This window comes from Oscillospiraceae bacterium MB24-C1 (assembly GCA_030913685.1).
Taxonomy (GTDB): Bacteria; Bacillota; Clostridia; order Oscillospirales; family Ruminococcaceae; genus Yanshouia.
On record CP133187.1, the window covers coordinates 39,132 to 66,027 of the forward strand.

General features: G+C 46.8%; 20 protein-coding genes, 2 tRNA genes and 2 riboswitches. Of the genes, 15 read left to right on the forward strand and 7 right to left on the reverse strand.

All coding sequences use genetic code 11. The features are described 5' to 3' along the window. The first annotated feature begins 302 nt into the window (after nt 1-302). The 8 genes from rpsL to RBH76_00255 all read left to right on the forward strand — a co-directional run bounded on the left by rpsL (nt 303) and on the right by RBH76_00255 (nt 10,761). On the forward strand, nt 303-731 hold the full coding sequence (gene rpsL, locus RBH76_00220; protein WMJ83889.1) for a 30S ribosomal protein S12: 429 nt from the start codon (nt 303-305) through the stop codon (nt 729-731). 126 nt (nt 732-857) lie between these two features. Beyond that, nucleotides 858-1,328 carry a 30S ribosomal protein S7 gene (gene rpsG / locus RBH76_00225; GenBank protein ID WMJ83890.1) on the forward strand — a complete coding sequence of 157 codons (471 nt, stop codon included), beginning with the start codon at nt 858-860 and terminating at the stop codon, nt 1,326-1,328. A 63-nt stretch (nt 1,329-1,391) separates the two neighbouring features. Further along, the gene (fusA, locus tag RBH76_00230) at nt 1,392-3,497 is read left to right on the forward strand and encodes an elongation factor G (protein WMJ83891.1); all 2,106 of its coding nucleotides are present in this window, start codon (nt 1,392-1,394) and stop codon (nt 3,495-3,497) included. A 102-nt stretch (nt 3,498-3,599) separates the two neighbouring features. Further along, the gene (gene tuf / locus RBH76_00235; protein ID WMJ83892.1) at nt 3,600-4,796 is read left to right on the forward strand and encodes an elongation factor Tu; all 1,197 of its coding nucleotides are present in this window, start codon (nt 3,600-3,602) and stop codon (nt 4,794-4,796) included. A 336-nt stretch (nt 4,797-5,132) separates the two neighbouring features. Beyond that, entirely contained in the window at nt 5,133-7,076 is a 1,944-nt protein-coding gene (locus RBH76_00240; protein WMJ83893.1) for a 5'-nucleotidase C-terminal domain-containing protein, read from the forward strand. A gap of 224 nt (nt 7,077-7,300) precedes the next feature. Further along, nucleotides 7,301-7,445, forward strand: a riboswitch (FMN riboswitch). A gap of 112 nt (nt 7,446-7,557) precedes the next feature. Next, nucleotides 7,558-8,199 (forward strand): ECF transporter S component, encoded by a 642-nt coding sequence (locus tag RBH76_00245; GenBank protein ID WMJ83894.1) that lies wholly within the window; start codon nt 7,558-7,560, stop codon nt 8,197-8,199. A gap of 94 nt (nt 8,200-8,293) precedes the next feature. Continuing rightward, nucleotides 8,294-8,398, forward strand: a riboswitch (SAM riboswitch). A gap of 85 nt (nt 8,399-8,483) precedes the next feature. Then, nucleotides 8,484-9,671 carry a methionine adenosyltransferase gene (gene metK / locus RBH76_00250; protein ID WMJ83895.1) on the forward strand — a complete coding sequence of 396 codons (1,188 nt, stop codon included), beginning with the start codon at nt 8,484-8,486 and terminating at the stop codon, nt 9,669-9,671. Between the two features lie 220 nt (nt 9,672-9,891). Beyond that, entirely contained in the window at nt 9,892-10,761 is an 870-nt protein-coding gene (locus RBH76_00255; GenBank protein ID WMJ83896.1) for a DMT family transporter, read from the forward strand. 98 nt (nt 10,762-10,859) lie between these two features. On the opposite strand, the gene sigG is transcribed toward RBH76_00255, so the two are convergent. Then, nucleotides 10,860-11,630, reverse strand: coding sequence for an RNA polymerase sporulation sigma factor SigG (sigG, locus tag RBH76_00260; GenBank protein ID WMJ83897.1), 771 nt, complete (start codon nt 11,628-11,630; stop codon nt 10,860-10,862). 223 nt (nt 11,631-11,853) lie between these two features. Between sigG and RBH76_00265 the strand changes: the two genes are divergently transcribed. From RBH76_00265 to RBH76_00285, 5 genes are all read left to right on the forward strand, one after another. Beyond that, nucleotides 11,854-12,816, forward strand: coding sequence for a D-2-hydroxyacid dehydrogenase (locus RBH76_00265; protein ID WMJ83898.1), 963 nt, complete (start codon nt 11,854-11,856; stop codon nt 12,814-12,816). 506 nt (nt 12,817-13,322) lie between these two features. Further along, nucleotides 13,323-13,961, forward strand: coding sequence for a TrkA C-terminal domain-containing protein (locus RBH76_00270; protein WMJ83899.1), 639 nt, complete (start codon nt 13,323-13,325; stop codon nt 13,959-13,961). Between the two features lie 122 nt (nt 13,962-14,083). Beyond that, entirely contained in the window at nt 14,084-15,949 is a 1,866-nt protein-coding gene (locus RBH76_00275; protein ID WMJ83900.1) for a glycine betaine ABC transporter substrate-binding protein, read from the forward strand. After that, nucleotides 15,949-17,127 carry a glycine betaine/L-proline ABC transporter ATP-binding protein gene (locus tag RBH76_00280; protein WMJ85172.1) on the forward strand — a complete coding sequence of 393 codons (1,179 nt, stop codon included), beginning with the start codon at nt 15,949-15,951 and terminating at the stop codon, nt 17,125-17,127. The genes RBH76_00275 and RBH76_00280 overlap by 1 nt, the downstream gene beginning before the upstream one ends. A 322-nt stretch (nt 17,128-17,449) precedes the next feature. Beyond that, nucleotides 17,450-17,525: transfer RNA gene (locus RBH76_00285), tRNA-Ala, on the forward strand. A 551-nt stretch (nt 17,526-18,076) separates the two neighbouring features. Here RBH76_00285 and RBH76_00290 read toward each other — a convergent pair. From RBH76_00290 to ilvD, 3 genes are all read right to left on the reverse strand, one after another. Beyond that, a complete protein-coding gene (locus RBH76_00290; GenBank protein ID WMJ83901.1) occupies nt 18,077-18,622 on the reverse strand; it encodes a hypothetical protein in 546 nt (181 codons plus the stop codon). A gap of 165 nt (nt 18,623-18,787) precedes the next feature. Next, nucleotides 18,788-19,378 (reverse strand): hypothetical protein, encoded by a 591-nt coding sequence (locus RBH76_00295; GenBank protein WMJ83902.1) that lies wholly within the window; start codon nt 19,376-19,378, stop codon nt 18,788-18,790. A gap of 640 nt (nt 19,379-20,018) precedes the next feature. Continuing rightward, on the reverse strand, nt 20,019-21,716 hold the full coding sequence (gene ilvD, locus RBH76_00300; protein WMJ83903.1) for a dihydroxy-acid dehydratase: 1,698 nt from the start codon (nt 21,714-21,716) through the stop codon (nt 20,019-20,021). Nucleotides 21,717-21,873: 157 nt separating this feature from the next. On the opposite strand from ilvD, the gene RBH76_00305 reads away from it, so the two are divergent. Continuing rightward, complete coding sequence (locus RBH76_00305; protein ID WMJ83904.1) at nt 21,874-22,818, forward strand: LysR family transcriptional regulator; 945 nt, start codon at nt 21,874-21,876, stop codon at nt 22,816-22,818. A gap of 397 nt (nt 22,819-23,215) precedes the next feature. After that, on the forward strand, nt 23,216-25,765 hold the full coding sequence (locus RBH76_00310) for an EAL domain-containing protein (protein WMJ83905.1): 2,550 nt from the start codon (nt 23,216-23,218) through the stop codon (nt 25,763-25,765). 372 nt (nt 25,766-26,137) lie between these two features. On the opposite strand, the gene RBH76_00315 is transcribed toward RBH76_00310, so the two are convergent. The 3 genes from RBH76_00315 to RBH76_00325 all read right to left on the reverse strand — a co-directional run bounded on the left by RBH76_00315 (nt 26,138) and on the right by RBH76_00325 (nt 26,874). Further along, nucleotides 26,138-26,224, reverse strand: a tRNA-Leu gene (locus RBH76_00315). A 118-nt stretch (nt 26,225-26,342) separates the two neighbouring features. Next, a complete protein-coding gene (locus RBH76_00320) occupies nt 26,343-26,597 on the reverse strand; it encodes a hypothetical protein (GenBank protein ID WMJ83906.1) in 255 nt (84 codons plus the stop codon). Between the two features lie 13 nt (nt 26,598-26,610). Next, nucleotides 26,611-26,874: a DUF2508 family protein gene (locus RBH76_00325; protein WMJ83907.1), complete on the reverse strand. Its 264-nt coding sequence runs from the start codon at nt 26,872-26,874 to the stop codon at nt 26,611-26,613. Nucleotides 26,875-26,896 lie beyond the last annotated feature (22 nt).

Sequence of the window (26,896 nt, forward strand, 5' to 3'; positions counted from 1 at the left end):
ATTCGAAAATAATTCAACTTATATTTTTACTCTTACGATATAATACCGACGCAAAATGTCAATGATAAATGGTATGTTTGTGTTTTTTCGAGCTTCTAGCAGCCTTATTTTTGTTAAAGAGGTATGTTTAGAGAATTTCTTGGAGATTTTAACGAATATTCATCGCAAATATTGTTGACAAACCTCATCACCCAATGGTAAAATCATAAATTGGGTGAACTATTCAAGAAAGCGGCCCCGGGCAACTGCTTGGGGTTTCTTTGGTAGATTACCACACAATCTAGAAAGGAGGAAACGACTTAATGCCAACCTTTAACCAGCTTGTCAGAAAGGGAAGAGAGGTCGTCGAAAAGAAATCGGCTTCCCCGGCTCTCTTGCAGGGATGGAACTCTAAGAAGCGCAAAATAATCGAGCAGAACTCACCGCAAAAGCGCGGCGTTTGCACTGCTATCAGAACCTCAACCCCCAAGAAGCCCAACTCCGCTCTGAGAAAGGTCGCAAGAGTGCGCCTGTCCAACGGAATTGAAGCCACTGCTTACATTCCCGGTATCGGCCACAATCTTCAGGAACATTCCGTTGTTCTGATTCGCGGCGGACGTGTTAAGGATCTCCCCGGCGTGCGTTACCACATCATCCGCGGTACGCTCGATACCCAGGGTGTTGCCAAGCGTATGCAGGCCAGATCCAAGTACGGTGCGAAGAGACCGAAGGCCGGTGCTGCGAAGAAGTAAGAAATTTCAAGATGCCGCAATAATGCGGAGCTTTTATATCATATATAAAGCCTCTGCATTGGCGCGCACGGAAGATTCTTTGCTTTCGAGTACCGATGATTTCATTATATGAAGGAGGGAAGAGAAGTGCCAAGAAGAGGTAATATTGCAAAGCGCGACGTTCTGGCTGATCCGGTTTACGGTTCCAAGATGGTCACAAGATTGATCAACAGCGTCATGTATGACGGCAAGAAGGGCGTAGCGCAGAAGATTGTTTACGGCGCGTTTGCCATTGTCGGCGAAAAAACCGGCAAGGAGCCGCTGGAGGCTTTCGAGCAGGCGCTCGAAAACATCATGCCGGTTCTCGAGGTTAAGGCCCGCCGTGTCGGTGGTGCCACCTACCAGGTTCCGATGGAGGTTCGTCCCGCCAGACGCCAGACCTTAGGTCTGCGTTGGCTGACTGCCTACTCCAGATCCCGTAGCGAGAGAACCATGCAGGAGAGACTGGCCGCGGAGATTATGGATGCCCTTAATCAGACCGGCGGTGCGTGCAAGAAGCGCGAGGATACCCACAAGATGGCGGAAGCCAATAAGGCATTCAGCCACTTTAGATGGTAGTCCTCAGACTGGATACGGAAATTTCTGTATCTACAACAGTATTTTTACCAACAGGAGGACACTATGCCAAGGGATGTCTCACTGGAAAAAACCAGAAACATCGGTATTATGGCTCATATCGACGCCGGTAAGACCACAACTACCGAACGTATTCTTTATTACACGGGAATAAACCACAAAATTGGCGAAACCCACGAAGGTTCCGCCACCATGGACTGGATGGAGCAGGAGCAGGAGCGTGGAATCACCATCACTTCCGCTGCCACCACCTGTTATTGGGAAGGCGCACAGCACCAGTATCCCAAGCATCGTATCAACATTATCGACACCCCTGGACACGTGGACTTCACCGTGGAGGTTGAGCGTTCGCTGCGCGTGCTGGACGGTTCTGTAACCGTTTTCTGTGCCAAGGGCGGCGTTGAGCCTCAGTCCGAAACCGTCTGGCGTCAGGCTGATAAGTACAAGGTGCCGAGAATGGCGTATGTCAACAAGATGGACATTATGGGAGCCAACTTCTACAATGTCGTCAACATGATGCACGACCGTTTGAAGTGTAACGCTGTGCCGATCCAGCTGCCCATCGGTGAGGAAAACTATTTCAAGGGGATCATAGACCTGATCACCATGAAGGCCGAAGTTTATTACGATGACCTGGGTAAGGATATCCGCGAGGAAGAGATTCCTGAGGATATGCGTGAAAAGGCCGAGGAGTATCGCACTCAGCTGATCGAGGCTGCTGCAGAGCAGAATGAGACGCTGATGGAGAAATACCTCGAGGGTGAAGAGCTCACTATTGAGGAAGTCAAGGGCGCTGTCCGCGAGGGCACTCTAGCTAACACGATGGTACCGGTGCTTTGCGGTACTTCTTACCGTAACAAAGGTGTCCAGTTGCTGCTTGATGCCGTCATCGATTATATGCCCTCGCCTATCGACATCGACCACATTACCGGTGTCAACCCCGATACTGGAGAGGCATGCGAGCGTCCGACCTCGGACAACGAGCCTTTCTCCGCACTTGCATTCAAAATCGCGACCGACCCCTATGTCGGCAAGCTTTGCTTCTTCCGTGTTTATTCGGGTAGCATTTCGGCCGGCTCTCAGGTTTTGAACTCTGTTAAGGGCAACAACGAGCGTATGGGCAGAATTCTGCAGATGCATGCCAACAACCGTAAGGATATTGAGACCGTTTATGCGGGCGATATCGCTGCTGCGGTTGGCTTGAAGAACACCACCACCGGCGATACCCTGTGTGATTCCAAAGCACCGGTTATCCTCGAATCGATGGAGTTCCCTGAGCCAGTTATTCGCGTTGCCATCGAGCCCAAGACCAAGGCTGGTCAGGAGAAAATGGGCATTGCACTCGCTAAGTTGGCTGAAGAAGATCCGACCTTCCGCACCTACACGGATGAGGAGACCGGTCAGACCATCATCGCCGGCATGGGTGAATTGCATCTGGAGATTATCGTTGACCGTTTGCTGCGCGAGTTCCGCGTTGAAGCAAACGTCGGTAAGCCTCAGGTTGCCTATAAGGAAACCGTACGCAAGCTGGCTGATGTTGACATGAAGTACGCCAGACAGTCGGGCGGACGTGGTCAGTATGGCCATGTCAAGATTAAGCTAGAGCCCAACGAGTCCGGCAAGGGCTACGAGTTTGTCAATGCCATTGTCGGCGGCGCGATTCCTAAGGAGTATATCGGACCGATCGACGCAGGTATTCAGGGCGCTATGGCGGCTGGCGTGATGGCTGGCTATCAGGTTGTTGACTGTAAGGTCACATTGTACGATGGCTCTTACCATGAGGTCGACTCTTCTGAAATGGCGTTTAAGATCGCTGGTTCTATGGCCTTTAAAGAGGCAATGCGCAAGGCTGATCCCGTCATTCTTGAGCCGATGATGAAGGTTTCGGTCAACGTTCCTGAAGATTATATGGGCGATGTCATCGGCGACTTGAACTCTCGTCGCGGACAGATTCAGGGTATGGAAGCTAAGTTCGGCGCACAGCAGATTGAGGCGGTTGTTCCGCTGTCTGAAATGTTCGGCTATGCTACCGACCTTCGTTCCAAGTCGCAGGGTCGCGGCCAGTATTCTATGGAGCCTTCGCACTATATTGAAGTGCCGAAATCCATTGCGGAGGGCATTATTTCTGCCCGCACCAAAAAGCAGGATTAATTGATAAAATCCCGCTTGCAATTTAAATGTAAGGTTGCTACAATAACGAATGTAGAGCCGTAAATGATATCAAATTTATAATCAAAAGGGAGGAAAACTACAATGGCAAAGGCAAAATTTGAAAGAAGCAAGCCCCATGTTAACATTGGCACCATCGGCCACGTTGACCATGGCAAGACCACTCTTACCGCTGCAATTACCAAGTTCCTGTCCATGCAGGGCATGGCTGAGTTTGAGGCTTATGATATGATCGATAAGGCTCCTGAGGAGAGAGAGCGCGGTATTACCATCAACACTTCTCACGTTGAGTACCAGACCGAGGCGCGCCACTATGCGCACGTTGACTGCCCCGGACATGCTGACTATATCAAGAACATGATCACCGGTGCTGCTCAGATGGACGGCGCTATTCTGGTTATCGCTTCTACCGACGGCCCCATGGCTCAGACCAAGGAGCATATCCTTCTGGCCCGTCAGGTTGGCGTGCCCGCAATCGTTGTTTTCATGAACAAGGTTGACCAGGTTGACGATCCTGAGCTGCTCGAGCTCGTTGAGATGGAGATCCGTGAGACCCTGTCTTTCTACGAGTTCCCCGGCGACGACGTGCCGATCATCAAGGGTTCTGCTCTTCTGGCTCTTGAAGCTAATGATACGAATGCGCCTGCGCTCGATTGCATCAAGGAGCTCATGAGTGCAGTTGACTCCTATATCCCCACCCCTGAGCGTAAGGCTGATCTGCCCTTCCTGATGCCTGTCGAGGACGTCTTCACCATCACCGGCCGCGGCACCGTTGCTACCGGTAGAGTTGAGCGTGGACAGATCAAGGTTGGCGAGGAAGTTGAGATCGTTGGTCTGGCTGACGAGAAGAGAAAGACCACCGTTACCGGTCTTGAAATGTTCCGTAAGCTTCTTGATTTCGCTGAGGCTGGCGACAACGTTGGCGCGCTGCTCCGCGGCATTCAGAGAACCGACATCGAGCGTGGACAGGTTCTGTGCAAGCCCGGCTCCATTCAGCCCCACACCAAGTTCCACGGCCAGGTTTACGTTCTCAAGCAGTCTGAGGGCGGTCGTCATACCCCCTTCTTCAACAACTATCGTCCCCAGTTCTATTTCAGAACGACTGACGTAACCGGCGTTATCGCTCTTCCCGAGGGCGTTGAGATGTGCATGCCTGGCGACAACATCGAAATCGATGTTGAGCTCATCACTCCCATCGCTATCGAGCAGGGTCTCCGCTTCGCTATTCGTGAAGGCGGCAGAACCGTTGGTTCGGGCGTTGTAACTGGCGTTAATGCCTAAGATTTAGCTATATGCTATAGAAAAGGGTTCCCTTCGGGGGCCCTTTTTTTATTGGTAAATCGCTGGTTGCGACGCCTAATGAGACCGGATAACCTGTTTTTCCGTTATATATATTAAGCCAATTTAACTATTATAAAATGGCAAAGGGCCAAAACCTGCTGCATCTTTTGGTATATGATCAAAGTCAATTTATTATAATTAGAAGGGTCTTTTTATTATGCCTCAAGCCTATATTGGAAGCAATTAGGTTGCATTTATTGATTTTTCTCTCAGATTGGGCTACAATAATATTTAAGTGAGAATAGTAAAATATAAGAAGGCTAGTGAGGTCTTGACATGATTTATAAAAAGTTAGCAGCGCTATTTTTGGCGGCTATTCTAGTTTTACTTTCCGCTGCATGTGGCGAAAAAGCGATGGGGGGAGCGGCACCCGCCATTTCTAAAGAGGGTAAAACAATTATTTTGCATTCCAATGATACTCACGGCAGGATAGTGGGCTCTGAACAAAGCGTTGGTATAAGCGCGTTGAAGGCTTTAAAAGACAGATATATAGCCCAGGGGATGAATGTGGTGCTGTTTGATGCGGGGGATACCTTTCACGGAACTGCCTTTGCAACACTGGATGAAGGTAAAAGTGTTCTAGAACTGATGACAATGGCCGGTTACGATGGGATGACGCCCGGCAACCATGATTTTAATTATGGCAGCGATCACCTTGTCGAACTCTCTTTTCAGACGCCAATGCCGATGCTTTCGGCTAATGTAATCAAAAAGGGCAGCGATAAAAAGCTGCTCGACGGTTACGCTGTAATCCAGCGCGAGAATATCAAAATTGGTGTGTTTGGTCTTTCCACCCCTGAAACAGCTTACAAGACTAATCCGGCCAATGTTGATACGGTAAAATTTTACGACCCTTATGCAGCGGCAGCTGAAGCGGTCAGTGTGCTAAAGGCTGCCGAGGTGGACTATATCGTTGCACTTTGCCATTTAGGTCTCAACAGTAGCAGCGACTACACCTCTGAAGGCGTGGCAAAAGCTGTGGCTGGCATTGATCTTATTGTGGATGGACACAGCCACACCCTGCTTGAACAGGGTAAAAGAGTGGGGAACACGCTGATTGTTTCGGCTGGCGAATATATGAAATCGGTCGGCGTTGTAACATTGGATCATGCCACCCGCGCGGAAACCGCTGAAGTTATCCAGGCGGGAGATCCTCGGTTGCAAGGATTATCAGACCCTGCGATAGACGCCAAGATAGAGGAGATCAATGTCGGCCAGCAGCAGATTCTTTCAGAGGTGCTAGGTAATACGCCGGTAAATCTCAATGGTGCACGTGCCGATGTGCGCACCGGCGAGACAAATTTGGGCAATCTGATTGCCGATGCTATGCGTGTTGAGTCGGGCGCACAGATTGCGCTGATTAACAGCGGTGCTATTCGTGACTCAATCCCAGCGGGTGAGATCACCAAAGGCAATATTATCAACGTACTTCCTTTCGGTAATTACATTGTAACTAAAAAACTTAACGGCTCCAATCTTCGCGCGGCTTTAGAAAGCGCAGTAAAGGCACTGCCGGAAGAAAATGGCGCATTTTTACAGGTTTCTGGCCTGTCGTTTACTGTTGATGCAGCTGCATCTCCCGGCGGACGTATAAAAAATGTGATGATTGATGGCAAGCCGCTGGATATTGCTACCGAGTATGTTGTGGCCACTAACGATTTTCTGGCTGCAGGTGGCGACGATTTCCCAATGCTGGGCAAATCAAAAACGATCAATGAGTTTGCGGCTTTGGATGAAACGCTAATGCGGCATATCAATCGCCTTTCAGAGAGTGGCGAACCATTTCCCGAGGCGCCGACGAGAATAGTTATTGCCGGTCAGGCGACGGCTCCGGCTGCTGCCGATGCTGCGGCCTCAAGCCTTGAGGACAAGCCAGTGCAGGTGGATACCATACCGGAGCAGCCAGAGGTGACGCAAGACAAGGTCGATGCTCCCGAGCCAGAGATACCTGACAAAACCACATCTGACACAGAACCAGAGGCGTTGAGCTCGTCTGCATCATCAGCCGAGTCATCGGCTACTACACCCACCGAGCCGGGCGAAGACGGATATATCTATTACATTGTGGACTATGACGACAATATATGGAACATTGCCAAGGAACAGCTTGGTGATGTGAACCTTTGGGATGAGCTTCTCGAAGAAAACAAAGATATCATCAAGGACCAAGATCATATCTATGTCGGGATGCGATTACGTTTGCCTAAAAAAGCGAGCTGATTTAAGTTTACGATTCGTCAAATAGAAAAGAATCAACACTGCGCGTATAAGAAAGTGAGCGTCCGGGATAAACCGAGCGCTCATTTTTTATAAAAAAATGTGTACATCTTCAAAATATTTTAATTTGACTTTCCGCAATTAAAAATTTTTTGCCGACACATTTTCCAGCTATTTTAGCGGGCGTTTGCTTGACAATCGCTTTGATGACGCATATAATATAGATAAAGCTGTTTCAGGGCGGGGTGAAACTCCCCACCGGCGGTAATCGGCGTTAGGCCGTTAGTCCGCGAGCCGAGCCATAGTATGATGGTAGGCCGATTCGGTGAGATTCCGAAACCGACGGTATAGTCCGGATGAAAGAAACAGGTGAACAATGCCTTTTGTTTTGCAAAAGGTGTTTGCTTGCCGTTACGCCCATGTCGTATGACATGGGCTTTTTATTTCCCAAAAGCAGCAAATAATTATCAGGAGTTGGATACCAATGAAAACAACTGTAAAAGTACGCAGAGTTACCGTTACGGCAATGTTTGCTGCACTCGCTTCCATTCTTATGTTCTTTGAAACGCCGATACCTTTTATGCCCCCGTTCTTAAAGCTTGACCCTTCGGCGATACCGATTCTCATCGGTGGCTTTATTCTGGGTCCTATGGCCAGTGTCGCGATGGTTTTTATCAAGGCTTTTGTACATTTCTTTTCCAGCACTACCGGCGGTGTCGGTGAGCTAGCAGATTTTATTATGACTTCGTCCTTTGTTGTCATAGCAGCTATTGTTTACCGCCGCCATCATACTAAAAAAGGTGCTGTGTTGGCCTGTATCAGCGGAACAGTGGCGCTCGCAGTTGTCGGCGTGCTGGCCAATAAGCTTCTGGTGCTGCCGTTTTATTCTACGGTAATGCCGATTGAAGCCATCTTCAAAGCCTGTGCTGCGGTCAATCCTTTAATTAAGGACACCAATACCTATCTGATGTATGGCGTACTGCCATTTAACCTGATTAAGGGTATTGTGATTTCGCTTATTACTTTCCCGGTCTATAAAAGGATGTCGAACCATATCAAACATTTTATTGCAATGGTCGAGCCCGCGTCCGGCGCCATCAAGAGCATTCCATCCAAGCAGTCCTAATTAAATCGAACTTTGCTGACGCTAAGAAAAAAGCGTCGGGATTAGTGTTGACAATAGTCTACCAGTATGGTAGAATAAAACAAACTTAATAATTTACTTATCAAGAGCGGCGGAGGGGACAGGCCCTGCGATGCCCGGCAACCTGCATGAAATTTAATGCAAGGTGCTAAATCCTGCGGTGTCAACCGAAAGATAAGCCTTTTTCGCGTCCGACACTAAATGCCGGACGCGTTTTTTATTAAAATAATATATTAGATATTGAATGAAAGAAAGGAAACATGATTATGGCACATTATCTTTTTACCTCAGAATCTGTTACCGAAGGTCATCCCGATAAAGTCTGTGACCAAATTTCTGATGCCGTTCTCGATGCGATTATGGAACAGGACCCCAACGGACGTGTCGCTTGTGAGACCTGCTGCACCACCGGTATGGTGATGGTGATGGGCGAAATATCTACCCAGTGCTATGTCGACATCCCCAAGCTGGTACGCGAGGTTGTGCTGGATATCGGATACAACAGTGCGAATATCGGTTTTGACGGCAACACCTGCGCCGTGCTGACCTCCATCGACGAACAGTCGGGCGATATTGCGCTGGGTGTAGACAACGCGCTGGAGAAAAAAGAAGGTGCAAGCACCGAGACTGATGAGAACGGCGCGGGCGATCAGGGTATGATGTTTGGTTTTGCCTGTGACGAAACCCCCGAGCTGATGCCGCTGCCCGTGTCTTTGGCACATCGGTTGGCAAAGCGCCTGACTGAGGTTCGCAAAAATGGTATATTGGGCTATCTGCGCCCTGATGGCAAGACTCAGGTCACCGTTGAATACGACGACGACAACAACCCCGTGCGTATCGATACGGTTGTTATCTCCTCACAGCATGCGGTGGAAGTCTCGCTTGAAACTATTCGGACTGACATCATCCGTGAGGTGGTGGCCAAAATCATCCCCGCCAACATGCTCGATGAAAACACTAAGATTTTCGTCAATCCGACCGGTCGCTTTGTTATCGGTGGCCCTCAGGGGGACAGCGGACTGACCGGTAGAAAGATTATAGTTGATACCTACGGTGGCTATTCCCGTCACGGAGGCGGTGCTTTTTCGGGTAAAGACCCGACCAAGGTTGATCGCTCAGCAGCCTATGCCGCGCGCTGGGTAGCTAAAAATGTGGTTGCGACAGGTTTGGCTCGTCGCTGCGAGGTACAGCTGGCCTACGCTATTGGGGTGGCGCATCCCGTATCGGTATTTGTTGACACATTTGGCACCGGCAAGGTATCGGATGATCAGCTGGCGATGGCTATCAACAAGGTGTTTGACCTACGTCCGACGGCGATTATCCGTGCGCTTGATCTGCGTCGGCCCATCTACCGCAAGTTGGCAGCCTACGGCCACATGGGACGCGAGGATCTTGGCGTAAGTTGGGAAAAGACCGATCGTGCCGAAGCGATCAAGAAAGCGCTGGGGCAATAACATTAAGCGGATTTAACAAAACAAATCGCCTAGGGAAGTAATAAATAAGGACAGCTTTGCTGGTCGCGGTGGGCAGACATATGCCCGCTGCGACCAGTGAAGCTGTCTAGCCGTGTAAGCGGCCTGACGGTGCGCTATGTGCTTAATTTTACTCGCCTGCAGGCAATCAAACGGGTCATTTGACTCGTTCTTAGGCGTATACATAGGAGAACAAATAGACTTGAGATATCATTATCAGTTTTATGCAACAATTACGGTTTTAAGCTGGGGCATTGGCAACGTGTTGACTCGTGTCGCACTGCGTGATTTTTCCCCTTTTGCTATCGGATTTTGGCGCTACGTCATCGCCACCGTCATGTTGGCAATACTGGTGGTAGCAAAAAAAATCAGCCCACCCGCTAAAGCGGATCTGCCCTGGTTTGTGTTTTCGGGTTTTACCGGCTTTGCGTTTTATATGGTGGCCTATAATATGGGCTACGTCACTGTTACCGCTGCAACCGGCAGCGTTATCAGCGCAACGGTACCGCTGATGACAGCTGCGCTGGCATGGCTGATCTTTAAAGAGACGCTGAAGGCTTTTCAGTGGTTTGGAGTTTTACTGCAGTTTTTAGGTATCGTGATAATCGCTCTGGCTGGGGGGCGCTTTTCGGTGAGCGAGGGGGTTTTGTGGACGCTACTTTCAGCTCTTTCGCTGAGCGTTTACAATTTGCTTCAGCGCAAAATGACTGAAAAATATAGTGCGCTGCAATGCTCAATTTACAGCATCTTTTGCGGTACGATTATGTTGGCGGTTTTTGCGCCGCGTTCTGTCCACGAGCTGTCATCAGCGCGGGTGGATACCGTCTTTGCTGTGGCTTTTCTCGGTATTTTCGCCAGCGCGGTAGCATTTTTAAGTTGGACAAAGGCGCTTTCTCTGGCGGACAAGGCCTCACAGGTGAGCAACTTCATGTTTATTACGCCGCTCATATCCACCGGTCTGGAGATTGCATTGTTTAGAGAACTGCCAGGTGCAGCCACATTGTTTGGCGGTGTGGTCATCTTGTTGGGTGCATTTTTGTTTGGAAGGTCGAAGGAGCATTCCTATCGTTAAAATCTGTTTGGACAGACTCTGAATGCGCCGCACTTTATGAGTGTAAAAAGGTAAAAGACAGTTTATGTAACCGGCACGGGATTTTCCGTGCCGGTTATTCACATTCTTTTTTTAATTTTGTCCAGTGCACTTTTTTCTAACCGTGAGACTTGTGCCTGACTGATGCCCACTTCCTTTGAAACCTCCATCTGTGTTTTACCCGCCATAAAGCGTAGGGACAATATTTTTTTCTCGCGGTCGGCCAGTTGCTCTACTGCTTCGCGAAAAGCGATTTCGTCAATCCAATCACCTTCGCCACTGGGGTCTCCTACCTGATCCATGACAAAAATAGTATCGCCACCGTCAGAATAAATCGGCTCAAACAGTGAAATCGGCTCAACAATAGCCTCTAGCGCAGCTACGACATCCTGCCGGGCTACACCCATTTCGGTGGCAATGTCACTAATGGTGGGATCCACCAGTTTCTCGCCTAGTAAGCGTTCGCGCACCTGAAGTGCCTTATAGGCAGTGTCTCGCATCGAACGACTGACTCGCACCGAGTTGTTGTCGCGCAGATAGCGCCTGATTTCACCAATAATCATCGGTACGCCATAAGTGGAAAACCGCACGTCCAATGTATCGTTAAAGTTATCAATGGCCTTAATTAACCCGATACATCCAACCTGAAAAAGGTCGTCGAGGTTTTCACCTCGGTTTGAAAATTTCTGTACGACCGATAGCACCAGCCGAAGATTACTTGCAATCATTCGGTCGCGCGCTGCCTTATCACCCGCCCTTGCTCTTTTAATCAGCTCAATTTTCTCTTTTTCAGTGATCACCGGTAATTTTGTCGTATCAACTCCGCAAATTTCCACCTTGTTGTAATTCATATCACACCCACCCCGACTTGTTTTCTGTGATGAGTATTGACCTGACGGCATAGTGAAAATCAGCTGGTAATATTTTTTGCTTCTAAACTCAAAAAAGGTTTGTGCTGGATATTTCCTAGGAAATATGATAATTTATATCATATGGGTTGTCGTTGAGAAATGCAGCGGTGATTTGGGACGCCAGTTTCGTTTCGACAGCAGTGAAGTAAGGAGGTTCTTTCAATTGAAAATAGTTGTGACAGATGATTATTTTGTGGATTTTGGCGGCATATCCTGGCAACCGATCGAGCAGTTCGGAGAAGTCATTCGCTATCCCGATACGATGGATGCCGACGATGCGATCGCACGGATTGGAAATGCTGAAGTTGTTTTTATCAATCGCTGCCGCGTCACTGAGAAGGTGATGGCGCAGTGCCCGAACATCAAGTACATCGGAACCTTTGGTACCGGCGTGGATGGAGTAGACCTTGTAGCGGCACAAAAGAATGGTATTACTGTTTGCAATATCCCAGGCTATGGCAAAAATGCGGTGGCTCAGATGGCGTTGGCTTTGCTGTTTGAAATTGCTCGCAATGTATCGTTGTTTGATAAGCAGATGAAGGCGCAGGGATGGAACAGCGCTTCAGATGATTGGCTACGCACCATTCCACAGATGGAGCTAGGTGGTAAAACACTCGGCATCATCGGCATGGGAGACATTGGTTATGCCGTCGCGCGCGTGGCGATGGCTATGGATATGCAGGTGCTGGCGTACAAACGCCACCCTGACCTTGCCCTGGCTTGTGAACAATTGCGTTTTTGTGACCTGGATGAGCTGTTGGAAAAATCGGACATTATCAGCATTCATTGCCCGCTGACTGGCGAAACAAGAGGGATGATTGATGCTGCCGCTATAGCCAAAATGAAAGATGGCGCTATTTTGATCAACACATCGCGGGGCGCGGTGCTTTGTGAGAATGATGTTGTCGATGCACTGAACTCTGGTAAACTTTACGCGGTTGGTGCCGATGTATTCGCGATAGAGCCCCCCGGCAAGGATAACGCACTGGCGAGCCATCCGCGCTGTATTGCGACGCCGCATGTGGCATGGATGCCTCATCAGACGCGCCAGCGCATTATTGATATTTCTGGAGAGAATCTACGTGGTTTTTTGTCGGGTAGCCCCCGTAATGTTGTAAAGTCCTGATAAATTACAATGGCAGTGCCTTGTATTGTCGGTTGAAATTTGCCTTGGAAAATACAAAAATGCCAACTTTTGTTTATGATGGCAAGCCACGGCGTCCGCTGAATGTAAGGGACGCCGTTTAACGTACTAAGGGTGAATTTATCAATTGCCATGATAACATCTAACGGTGGTGATAGAACCGCTAATAACGCAATGGCTATTCCAACAAGCGCCGCATTAATAGACCGCAAAACGCTTAGCAATACAACTCCATTATCGTAATATCAGTAAAATCAAGCCTAAGACCAGTACTGACTTTGATCAGTTTTAAGCTGTTTTGGTGATGAGAGATCACTAAATTGTCAAAATTTCAAATAATATTTATAACAATTTAACAAATTTAGCAGTTTTTAATTATATTAATTGGATAGGATCTATTATTTAAATCAAGCAGGTGGTATAATAGCCACAAAGAAGTTAATGGTTTACCACGGTGTGTGGTAAATTAAATCCATAGGGAGAAAAAAATGAAAACACAGAAAAAACCACCAATCTATTTACAGGTGGCTTACGATATTGCTTCAAAAATTGCGACGGGCGTGTTGGCCGAACAAGAACGGTTTTCGGGTCGCTCGCTTATGAGCTCGCAGTATGGCGTTTCGCCCGAGACAATCCGGCGTGCATTGCGGTTGCTTTCGGATATGGGCATTATTACGATACAGGAGAATGTTGGCTCACAGGTACTCTCAAAACGGCGCGCGATGGAATATGTTGAGCATTATGAGATGGGACGTGACCTGCTGAAACTTAAATGCGAGCTTAATCAAATGATGACACAGCGTAGACAGATTGACGAGCGCATTAGTGATATTATTGGGCAGATTACCGATCTTTCAGACCGGTTTCGCAACAGTGACCGTCTGAGAACCTATAAATTTGTGGTAGATGAGGAGGCCGAGATTGAAGGGAAGAGTATCTTTAATATAGGCTTTAGAAAAAATACGGGCGCGACCATTGTGGCTGTACAGCGAGGCGATGAAATTATGTTGTCGCCCAAGCCGCAAACAGTGTTGAAAAATCAGGATGTACTAGTGATCGCCTGTGATGTAACCAGTGTTGATGGGGTTGCGAGTTTTATTAGCGCAAAAAAGCAACCAAAAGATTGATGTACGTCGTTTCGCTACGACTTGTGAAAGCTTTCTGCTATCATAGGATCGTAGTATTGGTCAAGTGACAACTTGCTAATAAAAATAAGTTGTCACTATTGAAAGAAGGAAGGGGAAATTGTATGAAGAAAACCGTTTCGGCGGCGTTGGCTTTGCTTTGTGTATTAGCTGGTTTAACCGGCTGTGGTAGTAAGCCCGCGCAGAAAAACATTGCGTTCGCCGATGTGGGGTGGGATTCTATTCGCCTACATAATGCTGTTGCGAGTCTGATTGCCACGACTGTCTTTGGCTACGACAGTACCAATGAGGTCTCGGGAAGCTCTACAATTGCGCACGAGGCACTGCTAAAAGGCGAGATAGAAGTACATATGGAAATATGGACCGATAACCTTGCTGTGTATGATTCCGACCTTGAAGATGGCCGCTTTCAAGAGATGGGCGTCAATTTTGATGACAATGCGCAGGGTTTATATGTGCCCCGATATGTTATAGAGGGTGATGCAGAGAGGGGAATAGCCCCTGTGGCACCCAATTTGCGAACCGTTAAAGACTTGAAGGATTATGCTTCGGTTTTTAAGGACAGTGAGGACCCCAGCAAAGGACGCATTTATGGTGGTTTGCCTGGCTGGGAGGTTGACAACATCATGCACCAAAAATATCTGGCTTATGGTTTGGATGAAAATTATAACTATTTTCGTCCCGGAACCGATGCCGCTATGAGCGCCGAGTTGATCGGAGCCTACGATAAGGGACAGCCTATTGTTGCTTATTACTGGGAACCGACCTGGCTTTTAGGTAAGTATGATTTTGTTTTGCTCGAGGACGAGCCCTATGATCCGGCTTTATATAATCAGGGCTTGACGGAATGTCCTTCGGTAACGATAACTGTTGGCACCAGTAACCAATTTGCGGAAAATAATCCTGATTTCTGCACTTTTTTAAGAAATTATCATACAACCAGTGCGTTAATCTCTGAAGCACTTGCTTATATGCAGGAGACACAAGCTGATTATGAAACGGCTGCCCGCTGGATGATGACAACCCATCCTGAGCTGTTGGATGAATGGCTGACAGCGCAACAGGCTACCGAAATGAAGCAGGCGCTCGGCATGGAAAATGTGGCCAAGAAAATTAATCCGCTGGTCGATTTTCCGTTTACGGTACCGGTCAATACCGAGGCGATTGACAACGCAGTCCGAGGCTTCTCGGTGCGTCACAGCGCCGGTTTTGAAGCGGTAAAAAATGGGCTCACTGCTATGGTTGGTTTTATTCGCAACGTGTTAAACCTATTGCCTTGGTGGCTGTTGGTTGGTTTGGTATTTTTCCTAGGCAGAGCTACCTCCGGCAATTGGGTCAAGGGTCTTATTTACGCTATCATGCTCTTTTTAATTGGCATGTTTGGCTTGTGGAGCTTGACGCTTGAAACGCTTGCTATCGTCATGACTGGCGTAATATGGTCGCTCTTAATAGGGTTACCCATCGGTGTGCTGATTTCTGGCTCGAAAAGGGCTAACCGTATCATCCGGCCCGTGCTGGATACCATGCAGACCATGCCGGTCTTTGTCTATCTCATCCCAGCGGTAATGTTCTTTGGTATGGGTTCGGCACCGGCGGTTATCGCAACGGTTATTTATGCGGTGGTGCCGGTTATACGGCTGACCAGTCTGGGTATCCGACAGGTTGATCGTGAAGTGGTCGAGGCGGCAATATCCTTTGGCTCCACCCGCATGCAGGCACTATTTAAGGTTCAAATTCCACAGGCGCTACCCACGATTATGACTGGCATCAACCAGACGATGATGATGGCGATGGCAATGGTGGTTACCTGCTCAATGATCGGCGCACAGGGCATCGGCAACGAAGTGCTTATTGCCGTCAACCGAACAGAAATTTCACGCGGTTTAATAAACGGTATAGCGGTTGTCATTCTGGCCGTGTTGATGGATCGCCTTACCCAGGGTTGGTTTTCGAAGGGGGGTAAGCAGTGATGACTGGTGAAATGATTATTTCAATTAAAAATGTTTATAAGCTTTATGGTAATAATCGTGCTGAAGCGGTTGCCATGCTAAACTCCGGCGCGGATAAAGATGGCGTTTATCGCAAAACCGGTGTTACTGCGGCGCTTTCGGATATAAACCTGGATATCAAGCGCGGTGAGATATTTGTTGTGATAGGGCTTTCTGGGTCTGGTAAATCGACGCTACTACGTTGTTTAAACCGTCTGCACCGGCCGACTTCAGGCAGCATCAGCTTTGAAGGTGCCGAGCTGGGTAACATGAACAAGTCAGAGTTGCTTGAGTTGCGGCGCAATAAGATCTCGATGGTGTTTCAATCCTTTGGCCTTATGGATCATCGCGACGTTCTGGGCAATGTCGCCTACGGATTGGAAGTTAGAGGCATGTCGAAGGTTGATCGAGAAAAGAAGGCCATGGAACTGATCTCAATGGTTGGTTTAGACGGTTGGGAAAATAAAAACTGCAACCAGCTTTCGGGTGGTATGCGTCAGCGCGTGGGTATTGCGCGTGCGCTGGCAAATGACCCTGAGGTGCTGCTCATGGATGAGCCCTTTTCCGCGCTGGATCCGCTTGTGCGCCGCGACATGCAGTTTGAATTGTTGTCCTTGCAGAGAAAGCTTAAAAAGACGGTGGTGTTTGTCACGCATGATATTGACGAGGCCTTCAAGCTGGGCGACACTGTTGCCATTATGCGCGATGGTAAAATCATTCAGGTTGGTACGCCCGAGCAAATGAGTTCAAACCCTGCCGACGATTATGTGCGTGATTTTATAGGTGCAGCCGACAAGACCAAGGTGTTAACTGTTAAAAATATCATGATAACGCCCAGTTGTCTGATGCGCGGCAGTGATGGTGCCGAGCATGCTATAAGAGAAATGCGCAAGAACGCGCTGTCGACGGTCTACGTTGTTGATGACGACCTACGTTTAGAGGGCGTCCTGACTATCTCAGAAGCGATTCGCGCTCTACGTGAAGGGCTTTCGGTTGGGCAAGTGATGGCACACAATGTTGAAACAACGACGGAGGACACGTTGGTAGCCGATATTCTCCCCATTGCCGCGGAAACGCAGTATCCGATTGCTGTAATGGACAGTGAGAACCATCTTCGTGGAATTGTAACAAAGGCGAGTGTACTTTCATCGCTGATTTAAAAAGACTTTTATGTGTTATCCTAGGCTGCGTATACTTATGATATGCAGCCTAGGCATAGCATAAAAGGGTATCATCGTCAATGTGGTAAGGTGCGCTTATTTAATCATATGCGTAGCAATTTTGCACTCTTAGGCGTGACTTTACTGCTAGTTTGGGTGGTGTTCATTTGACTTTATAACGCTATTGTCATTCCATATAGAATTTAAGCAAGAAAAAACAAAAAAAGTCTAAAAAGGTATTGATTATTGGGTTTTAATATGCTATTATATAAAACGTCGCTGAGAGACAAGATGTATGGAAAAGCGGCAGGCAATTGAATATGGGGGTATAGCTCAGCTGGGAGAGCGCTTGAATGGCATTCAAGAGGTCAGCGGTTCGATCCCGCTTATCTCCACCATATCATTTAGAATACGAACTTCATCCGCTTGGGTGGGGTTCGTTTTCTTAATGCCATGCTCCACCATAAGAAAACCGCTTGGGAATCACATTCTCAGGCGGTTGCATTTTGTCTTGTACTGCCAAAGTATCTTGTTTTCTAACAGCATTTCTAACACCTTGAAAATACCTACCTCATACTGTTTGCTAGCATGTCCGCCATATGCTTCTTACTGTCACGTCAAGATGGGAGTAGATATTGGCGGTCATTTTAATATCGAATGTCCAATTTAATGGCCCATTGAAAATCAGACAGAAATGCCTATCAAAAAGTGAGACCAAGGCTGAAAGAAATTTTACATCATTATTTAGCCAATGTATGGTCAATCGGGCTGTGCTTTGCGCAAAAAACGGAATTTGCGCCGAAGCGTAAATTCCGTTTTTGACAGAACGGGCCTTATCTAACGTTAGAAAAAGGAAGTATATCAGCGGGTATACATTGATTTGCGCTTCGCACCCTTGCAATTTGTCAGGGTCTTTTTCGCGTGTCCCCTCTAAGACTGTTTAAGCTGATTACGGAGCGATGGTTATCGGCGCTGTTTTAACATAAGGCGCAGCACCAAGCGCCACGAACGTCTGAATCGCCTCGAGTGCTTTGAGCTTTGTCATGGTGGTAACAAAATTGTCAAAAGAGCCCACGGATTGACCCTCTGGTAGGGATACGTTCTGGAGCTCAACAGCTCCTTGAAAACGAAATACCTTACAATGCAGGTTCTCAATATCGACATCGTCCGGAAGCGTGAGCTTCTGGTAAGTGAAGTCACTGTCAAATCGGAATTCATATTCGAGTTTGAAATCGATATCTGGGTGAGGAGCTGAACCTATCTGGACGGTAAAATCTTCCTGGACTATGAACTCAACGTGAGCCGTCACCTGGCCGTATGATTCTGATAGTTCGCAACTGACGACGGCAACGGTTGCATTATCACCAATAATTTGCGAACTTGCAGAGAATGTCACACCTGCGGGTGCTGTGATCACAACATCCTCAATTGTTTCTGATGCGTAGAATATTTCATCAGCCCAAACCTTATCGATATATACTTTCTCGAGTTTCATAAACATGGCTCCTTTTTTGTATTTATAATCATACGCTAGATTAGGATAGGTTTTTTGCGCTCTGGCGTCTGATTATGTAATTATGCTGATTTTTGTGCTTTGTTTATGAACTCAAAATCTGCAACTGGATTATTACTTAAACAGACTAAACTGTTTCATTGCCTTTTAGCAACTCAGGTGACCAAAACAGCAAGTGGAAAGAGATGTTGGGGGCGGGCAAATCGATACCGGGTAGCAAATCGGTTTAGGAGGGCAAGGAGGACAAACCGGCACCGAAAGCCGCCTTTTGTGAACAAGCATTAGATGCAGTTTTATTTTCAACAATTCATCAAATGAAGCACTTGTTGTTTCTGAAGAGGGATAGAGTGTAACCAAGTCCTTAAGTTTAGATATATCAATGACTCGGCACTCAAGACCATGCAACAGGTGTGGGTCTATTTCGCACAGTTTACTGGGCATACACTCTTTGAAGCACACCGTTTTGGTAACCCTGAATCCAAATTCCAAAGGAATTTCTCGAAAATCTGGCGTGCTTATCAGCAGTTCTTTTTGAATAAATAATTCAATTCTGGCACATATGCTATTTTCAGCTATATTAATGATGGGTGTGCATTCTATAACAGCAATTTCCACAGTTCCGCTAACGGTGCTTTTTTCAGGAATTATAATGTTGCTAATTTCTATATTTTTATCGTAATTTGATATACGAAAATATTCATCACAAATGATTTTATCTACCAATATTTCTTCACACATACGCAAATCACTCCCTTCTTTTGCTAATCAGATTTTTCTTGTGACTCTCTATAATTCATTATATACTTTTGCCTCTTTATATGTACCCTCATGTTTGTGATAACATTGCAATACCATGGTAGAAAACTTTAACCTGCCTGTTTGCAGTTTGTAAATATCATCGAGTTTTCGCTTAAAAGCTTTCTAAGTGGCAGGTTATTCCCATTGAAATTGCGTATATTGCCACCACAACGTGATATATAACTTCAAGCTGTCTAAAATACCGCTTGTGCTATTCTTGTAGTGTGGTTTAGCGCACACGCTCAATCGTATCCACCAAAGGCGGAGGATAACTTCGCGAAGGGTTCGCTTTCTTGTTAAAATATCAAAATATAAACCGCATTGTCGTCAGAAAATCTGATTTCAATGCGGTTATTTACTGAAACTTATATTGTTATTTTTAAAATGTACTTTGCATTGTGGTGAAATGCCCTGATGAGGTATAACTTTACCATGATCTAAAAGCACATAGCTTCGGCCAACTTCTTAGGGTGACGTGTGCTATAACTTCCAAAAGAGCACTGGTGCACATATCGGTAAATATTTTTAAAGGCGATGCCTGAAGTACTCACCGACAAAAGGAAGATTTTAAGTTAATACATTATACTGTTTCAGGTACCTTTAGGATAGCACCTTTGTCAGCTGAGGTGACCAGTGCCGCATATTTTGCCAGCGCCGGTGTACGTGGCTTGATAAGGGGCTTGACCTTTGCCAGACGTTCGGCTAGCACTTCTGGTGGAACATCCAGATCGAGTCGGCGATTTGGAATGTCGATAATAATTTTATCCCCCTCTTCTACGGCCGAAATCGGACCACCGGCAGCAGCTTCGGGTGAGATATGTCCGATGCAAGGGCCACGGGTAGAGCCGGAAAACCGACCATCGGTCACCAGTGCACAACTTTCGTCCATGCCTCTGCCCACCAATAGCGAGGTCACCATGTGCATCTCGCGCATACCAGGGCCACCCTTTGGGCCTTCGTACCGGATGACAACGACATCGCCTTCATGTATGTGCCCACCGGAGACAGCTTCACCGGCTTCTTCCATCGAGTTAAACACGCGGGCCCTACCTGTAAACTGATACATTGAGGGTTTGACACCGGATTTTTTAACCACTGCGCCGTCTGGAGCCAGGCTGCCGTATAAAACTGCAATACCACCTTCCGAATTTTTCGGAGATGCAATGGGGAAGATAACGTCATTTTCCATTAGTTCAATCTTTTTGATGTTTTCGTGAACTGTTTTGCCGGTTACAGTTAGGTGATTCGGGTCGAGCTTGTTTTCAATCGCCTTTAACACCGCGGGCACACCCCCGTTTTCGTGCAGTGCCGACAACGGATATTTGCCAGAGGGTTTGATGTTGCAGATATAAGGCACATTACGGCTAATCAGGTCAAAATCGGTAAGGCTCAGCGGGATTTTAGCTTCATTCGCAATCGACATGAGGTGCAGCACAGTGTTGGTAGAAGCGCCCATTGCCATAACGGCGCGGATGCCGTTAAGAATTGCTTCACGCGTTAGAATTTTGCTGACAGTTAATTCTTCCTTTATCATCTGAACAACGCGCGCCCCCGACTGCTTGGCATATCGCCGTTTCTCGGAGGAAATTGCTAGTGCGGTGCTGCAATAAGGGAGGGTAAAGCCCAGAATTTCGGTCAGACATCCCATAGAATTAGCTGTACCCATCATCGAACAAGTGCCATAGGTGGGCAGCGCGCGCTTTTCAATTTCCAGTAGGTCTTCCAGCGAAAGTTTACCGGTCTGATATCGGCCGATCTGTTCACGCATGTCCGATAGGGTAATAACCTCAATATCCTTGTAACTGCCTGCCATCATAGGGCCGGCGGGTACAATAATGGTAGGAATATTGACGCGGGCGGCCGCCATGAGCATACCGGGTACGATTTTATCACAGCCGGGCAGCATGACCATCGCATCAAACTGGTGGGCTTCAATCATCATTTCAATGGCATCTGCAATGTTTTCGCGGCTGGGTAGCGGATAACTCATGCCCCGGTGCCCCTGACACAGGCCGTCACACAGGGCGATGGTGTTGAACTCACGGGGGATGCCCCCCGCCTGATAGATGCCCTGCTTAACATAGTCCGCAATTTCTCTGAGGTGAATGTGCCCGGGTACCACTTCAGTAAAAGAATTGACCACTGCAATCAGCGGTTTACGCAGATCGTTGGTATCCAGCCCCATGCTGTAAAGCAGCGCACGATGGGCCGAGCGTTCCATTCCGTTGGTCAATATGCCACTTTTATAATCGCTGTAATGCAGCTTGTTGTCATCCATATGTATAGCCTCCCACATCTTGTTTTCAAGTTAACTATAGCTCAAACAAAACACAATATCAAACAAGTGCTTATTTAATGAGCACAAGAAAAATATTGTTTTTTATAGTGCGCTTTGCTATTATTATGGTATAGGTAATTATAAGCGAGGAAAATCTATGCAGATAAATCAGGAAATCTTTATGCTAGTTGCCGAAGAAATGAGCATTAGCCGTGCAGCACAAAGAGCTTGTGTAACGCAGCAGTGCGTCAGTGACCATATCAAGCGCTTAGAGCAGCAGCACAATGTCAAGCTGTTCACCCGCCGCCCCCGTTTTCAATTAACCGAGGCAGGTCAGGTTATGCTGCGAACTCTGCGTAATATGCAGGCGATGGAGCGCACGATGAATGATAATATTAAACGTTGGGCGCAGGGAACAACGGGCCACTTAACGCTGGGGATTGGGACCTCGCGCGCGCGGGTTATTTTGCCGATGGTGTTGCCTGACTACGCGCAGCGGTTCCCGGAGGTGGAAATCGACGTTGTGATGGACGATACGGTAGTACTTGCCGAGAAACTACGGCAAGGCAAGGTGGATCTGTTTGTCGGAGTTAACCCCGCCCATGATGCGGATTTTCTTTTTGAGCCGGTATGCGACGACAAAATCTACGTCATCATCTCCGACAAATTGCTGCGCAGTGCTTTTAAGGAAAATTTTCAGGATATGTTTAAACAGAAAATTGACCTGACGCAATGGTCACACGTGCCATTTGCACAGAATTTTGGTACCAGCACCGCCAGCAAAATGCTAATAGCGTATTTGGATCGAAGCCATACCGACTTAAAAATTCCCTATCGCATCAGCGACACTGAGACACAAATATCGCTTTGTGCTGCTGGAATGTGCGCCGCCTTTTGCCCACGCATGTTGTTTTACAGCGTGCGAAAGCACAACCTGCACTGTCCACCGGAGCAGTTGATCCACATATTTTCCATCAAGGGGCTAGACGAACGGCTGCGTATTGAAGCTGTGTCATTAAAATCCGCTGAAAAACCCAGCTATATGGAGGAATTTATTCAAATGCTTCGCCAAAAGGTTTCAGAGTCTGTTTACAACGATTAAGTATCCGGTATTTGACCATAGCATCCGCGCGCATATGGCATCGTGGGGTAATGTTTTTATTGTTGCGTTTTGTGATTAATAAGCGCATAGTTCGAGTATATATTTATATGGCGAAAAAAGGGGATATGATGCAGAAATATGGTGTGGCGTAACAGTGCAACTTTAAGCAAGATGATTTTTGGGTAATATTTTCATTATTTGTTTGAAAATGTTGAAAAACTTTGATAAAATATTATAATATAATAATTATGAATTAAAAAATGGACAACTTGAAATGCTATCGTTTTAAGATGCAAAGGTATATTTTAAGAGCTTTCACCCTGAAATAAGCGACAATGGCCTAACCGGTCACCTTTGAGGTGGTTTGTGGAGGCTGCTGGTTAAGGGGAGGTTAAATATGACAGAACGCAAAAAAATTTTAATTGTTGACGACAGTAGCATCAACCGACAGATTCTTTGCAAAATTTTGAAGGATGATTATGATATTATACAAGCAGAGAATGGCAAAACAGCATTAGTACTCCTTGAACAGTACGGTGGGCGAATCGCTGTTATTCTACTCGATATTTCCATGCCTGTCATGAATGGCTATGAGTTTTTAGATACGGTTCAGGCGTTGCCCCGATTTTCGGGAATACCAATTATTGTGATGACACAGCATGAGGGTGAAGAAACCGAGATAGCGGCTCTTTCTCTCGGCGCATCGGATTTTCTGACGAAGCCCTACCGCCCTACAATCATCCGACAAAGGATCGCCAATATTATCAAGCTGCGTGAAACAGCCTCGGTCGTCAACGCTGTCGAGCGTGATGCGATAACGGGCATCTATAATAGGGACGAGTTTTATCGGCGTGCCGATGAGATGCTTTCAAAGGCGCCCGAAAGAAACTTTTACATTTTATCGGTAGATCTTGAACGGTTTAAGCTAGTCAACGACCTTTTTGGCGTGGATGAAGGCGATAAGCTGCTTAAATACGTTGCCAAGCTGTTACAGATGAGTATTCCCGAAGATGGCATTTGCGGTAAATTGAGCGGAGATATTTTCTTTGCAATAATCCCCGAAGATCATTGTGAAGATATTGAGCATCATGTACTTGCCTTTTTGACCGATGCTATAAAGGATTATCCATTGAACATAAGCCTCTCGTTAAAATACGGCGTATATCGTGTCAAAAGCCGCGGTGTGCCCATCAATGTCATGTGCGATCGTGCAAAGCTGGCGGCCGATTCAATCAAGGGCAAGTATGATATTGATTTTGCCTATTATGAGGAATCACTGCGGGATGTTTTGCTGGCGGAGCAACAGATCATCAATGATATGAAGACGGCGCTTCGTAAAAGAGAATTTGTGATCTATTTTCAGCCGATATATAACCTGTCAACCGAAACAATGACCAGTGCGGAGGCGTTGGTCAGATGGGTTCATCCTCAAAAAGGGTTAATCTCTCCGAATCAATTTATTCCGTTATTTGAAAAGAACGGTTTTATAACCGATCTGGATTTTTATGTGTGGGATTACACCTGTCGGGCCATTCGCGAGTGGATTGATAATGGCTACGATGTTGTGCCAATAGCGGTTAATGTTTCGCGCATGGATATTTATGACCCCAACCTGCCCGATATTTTGATGGGAATCATCAATAAATATTCGTTGACACCACAGCACATCAATCTTGAAATCACTGAAACGGCCTACACCGAAAGCCCTGTTCAACTAATAAAAGCGGTGCATGCGCTCAACGAGCTGGGCTTTATCATCGAGATGGACGATTTTGGATCGGGATATTCCTCGCTGAATATGCTTAGTGAGCTGCCTCTGGATATACTTAAGATTGATATGCAGTTTTTGCATAGCCACACAGAAGAGAACCGAAAGGGCAATATCCTTAACTTTATAATCAGCCTTGCCAAGTGGCTTGGGCTTTCAGTTGTAGCTGAGGGCATTGAAACGCATGCACAGATGATGTTTTTGCGCGGTATGGGCTGCAATTATGGGCAGGGTTACTATTTCTCAAAACCGTTGTCAGAGAAGGATTTCGGCAGTTTACTGTGCTTTGGGGTACGCGACCAAGGAATGAAGACGTCCGAATTTGTAGACTTGGTAAAACTCGAGGAAATTTGGAATCCGCTCTCTCAGTTCAATGTTATATTTAATAGTTGTATAGGCGCATTGGCTATTTTTGAATGCGTTGGCGAAAATGTCAAATTCATCCGCGGAAATGACTGCTTTTTTGAAGAGTTGGGCCTTAGCGGTGAGAGATTCACTGGAATCGCTTATAAGATTATAGAATATCTTCACCCCGAAGACAGGTCGGCATTTTTAATGCAGCTGGATCGCGCAAGAGGCGGTTGTTTCGATCAAGCATGCATCAGCCGATGGTATACCTCTAGTAGTCGTGTTGCTATGCGGTGGCTGAGCATTCGGGTCAAGGGCCTGCATAGTGCTCGGGACAGAGCATTGCTTCTGCTTGCTGTCTCAGATGTAACGCTGTGCGTACAGCTTAAATCGCAAATAGCCGGGCAGGCATACGAGTCGTACAACCAGCGCATGCTTTTTCAAAAAAACTTTGATAATGTACCGACTGGCATGGCTCAGTTTGAATCCGACGCGTGTTTTGCTTTCATTAACGTAAATAAGGCAATGCTTAAATTATTGGGATTTGAAGATGCCAACGCGTTTTTTGCCCATAAAAGATACTTTTTGGACTATGTTGCCCTACCTTGCAAGGATGAAGTTAAAGCGGAGTTATCGTGGCTGGCCAATCTGGGCGATGCTAGAGCTTCGGATATGGCATACCAACTCCTCACCTGTGATAATAGGAAGCTTTGGGTGAAGAATTTTGTTTGCATCATTGACATTGGCACCACTCGGTTGATACAGTGTTCAGTGTCTCCGCTACCTCAGCCCGAGTATCAAGAAACCGAAGCTGCGGTCGCGTTGGTCTAAACATTAAAATGGCTGACAAAACGCTTTGCGCTTTGTCAGCCATTAGTCTCTTAGGCCACAGGTCCAGTTTAAAATAAAAACCTTATAAATGGCATTTTATAGGCATATATAAGGTCTTTCTTTGCCAGAGAAGTCATATTCGAATATCATTCAATTTTCAAGTAAGGATTTAAAACTGTCACCCATAAGGCATTATGCTCATTTTCGTTATTAATCAAAACAGTAATGACAATAAGAAAAACAAACGCTATTGATATAGCACAATCGTGTCAATAAAGGTAAGCTAGTCCTTGAAAAGCGCCCGATGCTTTAGCACAAACAAAAGAAAAGTCATGTTTGAGTTAAACCCTCATACATGACTTTTGGTATTATTGGTGCGGATAAGAGGACTTGAACCTCCACCGAGTTGCCCCGACTAGAACCTGAATCTAGCGCGTCTGCCGATTCCGCCATATCCGCATTTAAAAAGCTATCTCATGTGACAGCTTATTTATAATATCATTGCAGTTGATATTTGTCAACAGTTTTTGCAAGGTTTTTTAGCGGATATGCTTGGGCGGGGGAAACCGGTTACGAATCAGATGACGCAGATCAGGCGCATGAGTAGTAACCCCACGACACCTGGAATGCCCAAAAAAAGCGCAACAGCGATGGTAAATGCGTTTAATGTCAACAAGGCTGTACCCCATAGCGCCGAGAGATGTACAGTAAGTAGGCTGAGCATGCCACCAAAAGCGGACGGCAGCAGTGTTTGCATTGCTCTCGCTCGCCCAAGTGTGCGCAGCATTACAATAATGGCGCAACACAATACAACAATAATATAGGTGGTCATGACAAAGCCCCCTTTACATCGTCAGCACAGGAATATTGACCTTTTGAGTTTGTGCCTCATCATAGGCGCGAATCAGGCGGAAAAGGTAGCTGTATCTAAATTCCAAAGCTGCCCGTTCGTGAATGGTATACGCGGTAATATCAAAGTCGTCCGTCATGTTAAACAACTGTTCATTATTATCCAACTGTTGCTTTAGCAGCCATATTTCCTGCATCCATTGTTCTCGCATTCCTGCACTACTGTCCTCAGTGGGGACAGGATTGATTTGCAGCCTCATGCGGGCACCACCCTCCGTGACA

What these genes read in the sequence shown, in the direction of transcription:
- rpsL (WMJ83889.1), top strand. Translation starts at nt 303, where the DNA reads ATGCCAACCTTTAACCAGCTTGTCAGAAAGGGAAGAGAGGTCGTCGAA.
- fusA (WMJ83891.1), top strand. Translation starts at nt 1,392, where the DNA reads ATGCCAAGGGATGTCTCACTGGAAAAAACCAGAAACATCGGTATTATG.
- tuf (WMJ83892.1), top strand. Translation starts at nt 3,600, where the DNA reads ATGGCAAAGGCAAAATTTGAAAGAAGCAAGCCCCATGTTAACATTGGC.
- RBH76_00240 (WMJ83893.1), top strand. Translation starts at nt 5,133, where the DNA reads ATGATTTATAAAAAGTTAGCAGCGCTATTTTTGGCGGCTATTCTAGTT.
- RBH76_00245 (WMJ83894.1), top strand. Translation starts at nt 7,558, where the DNA reads ATGAAAACAACTGTAAAAGTACGCAGAGTTACCGTTACGGCAATGTTT.
- metK (WMJ83895.1), top strand. Translation starts at nt 8,484, where the DNA reads ATGGCACATTATCTTTTTACCTCAGAATCTGTTACCGAAGGTCATCCC.
- sigG (WMJ83897.1), bottom strand. Translation starts at nt 11,630, where the DNA reads ATGAATTACAACAAGGTGGAAATTTGCGGAGTTGATACGACAAAATTA.
- RBH76_00270 (WMJ83899.1), top strand. Translation starts at nt 13,323, where the DNA reads ATGAAAACACAGAAAAAACCACCAATCTATTTACAGGTGGCTTACGAT.
- RBH76_00275 (WMJ83900.1), top strand. Translation starts at nt 14,084, where the DNA reads ATGAAGAAAACCGTTTCGGCGGCGTTGGCTTTGCTTTGTGTATTAGCT.
- RBH76_00280 (WMJ85172.1), top strand. Translation starts at nt 15,949, where the DNA reads ATGACTGGTGAAATGATTATTTCAATTAAAAATGTTTATAAGCTTTAT.
- RBH76_00290 (WMJ83901.1), bottom strand. Translation starts at nt 18,622, where the DNA reads ATGAAACTCGAGAAAGTATATATCGATAAGGTTTGGGCTGATGAAATA.
- RBH76_00295 (WMJ83902.1), bottom strand. Translation starts at nt 19,378, where the DNA reads ATGTGTGAAGAAATATTGGTAGATAAAATCATTTGTGATGAATATTTT.
- ilvD (WMJ83903.1), bottom strand. Translation starts at nt 21,716, where the DNA reads ATGGATGACAACAAGCTGCATTACAGCGATTATAAAAGTGGCATATTG.
- RBH76_00305 (WMJ83904.1), top strand. Translation starts at nt 21,874, where the DNA reads ATGCAGATAAATCAGGAAATCTTTATGCTAGTTGCCGAAGAAATGAGC.
- RBH76_00310 (WMJ83905.1), top strand. Translation starts at nt 23,216, where the DNA reads ATGACAGAACGCAAAAAAATTTTAATTGTTGACGACAGTAGCATCAAC.
- RBH76_00320 (WMJ83906.1), bottom strand. Translation starts at nt 26,597, where the DNA reads ATGACCACCTATATTATTGTTGTATTGTGTTGCGCCATTATTGTAATG.
- RBH76_00325 (WMJ83907.1), bottom strand. Translation starts at nt 26,874, where the DNA reads ATGAGGCTGCAAATCAATCCTGTCCCCACTGAGGACAGTAGTGCAGGA.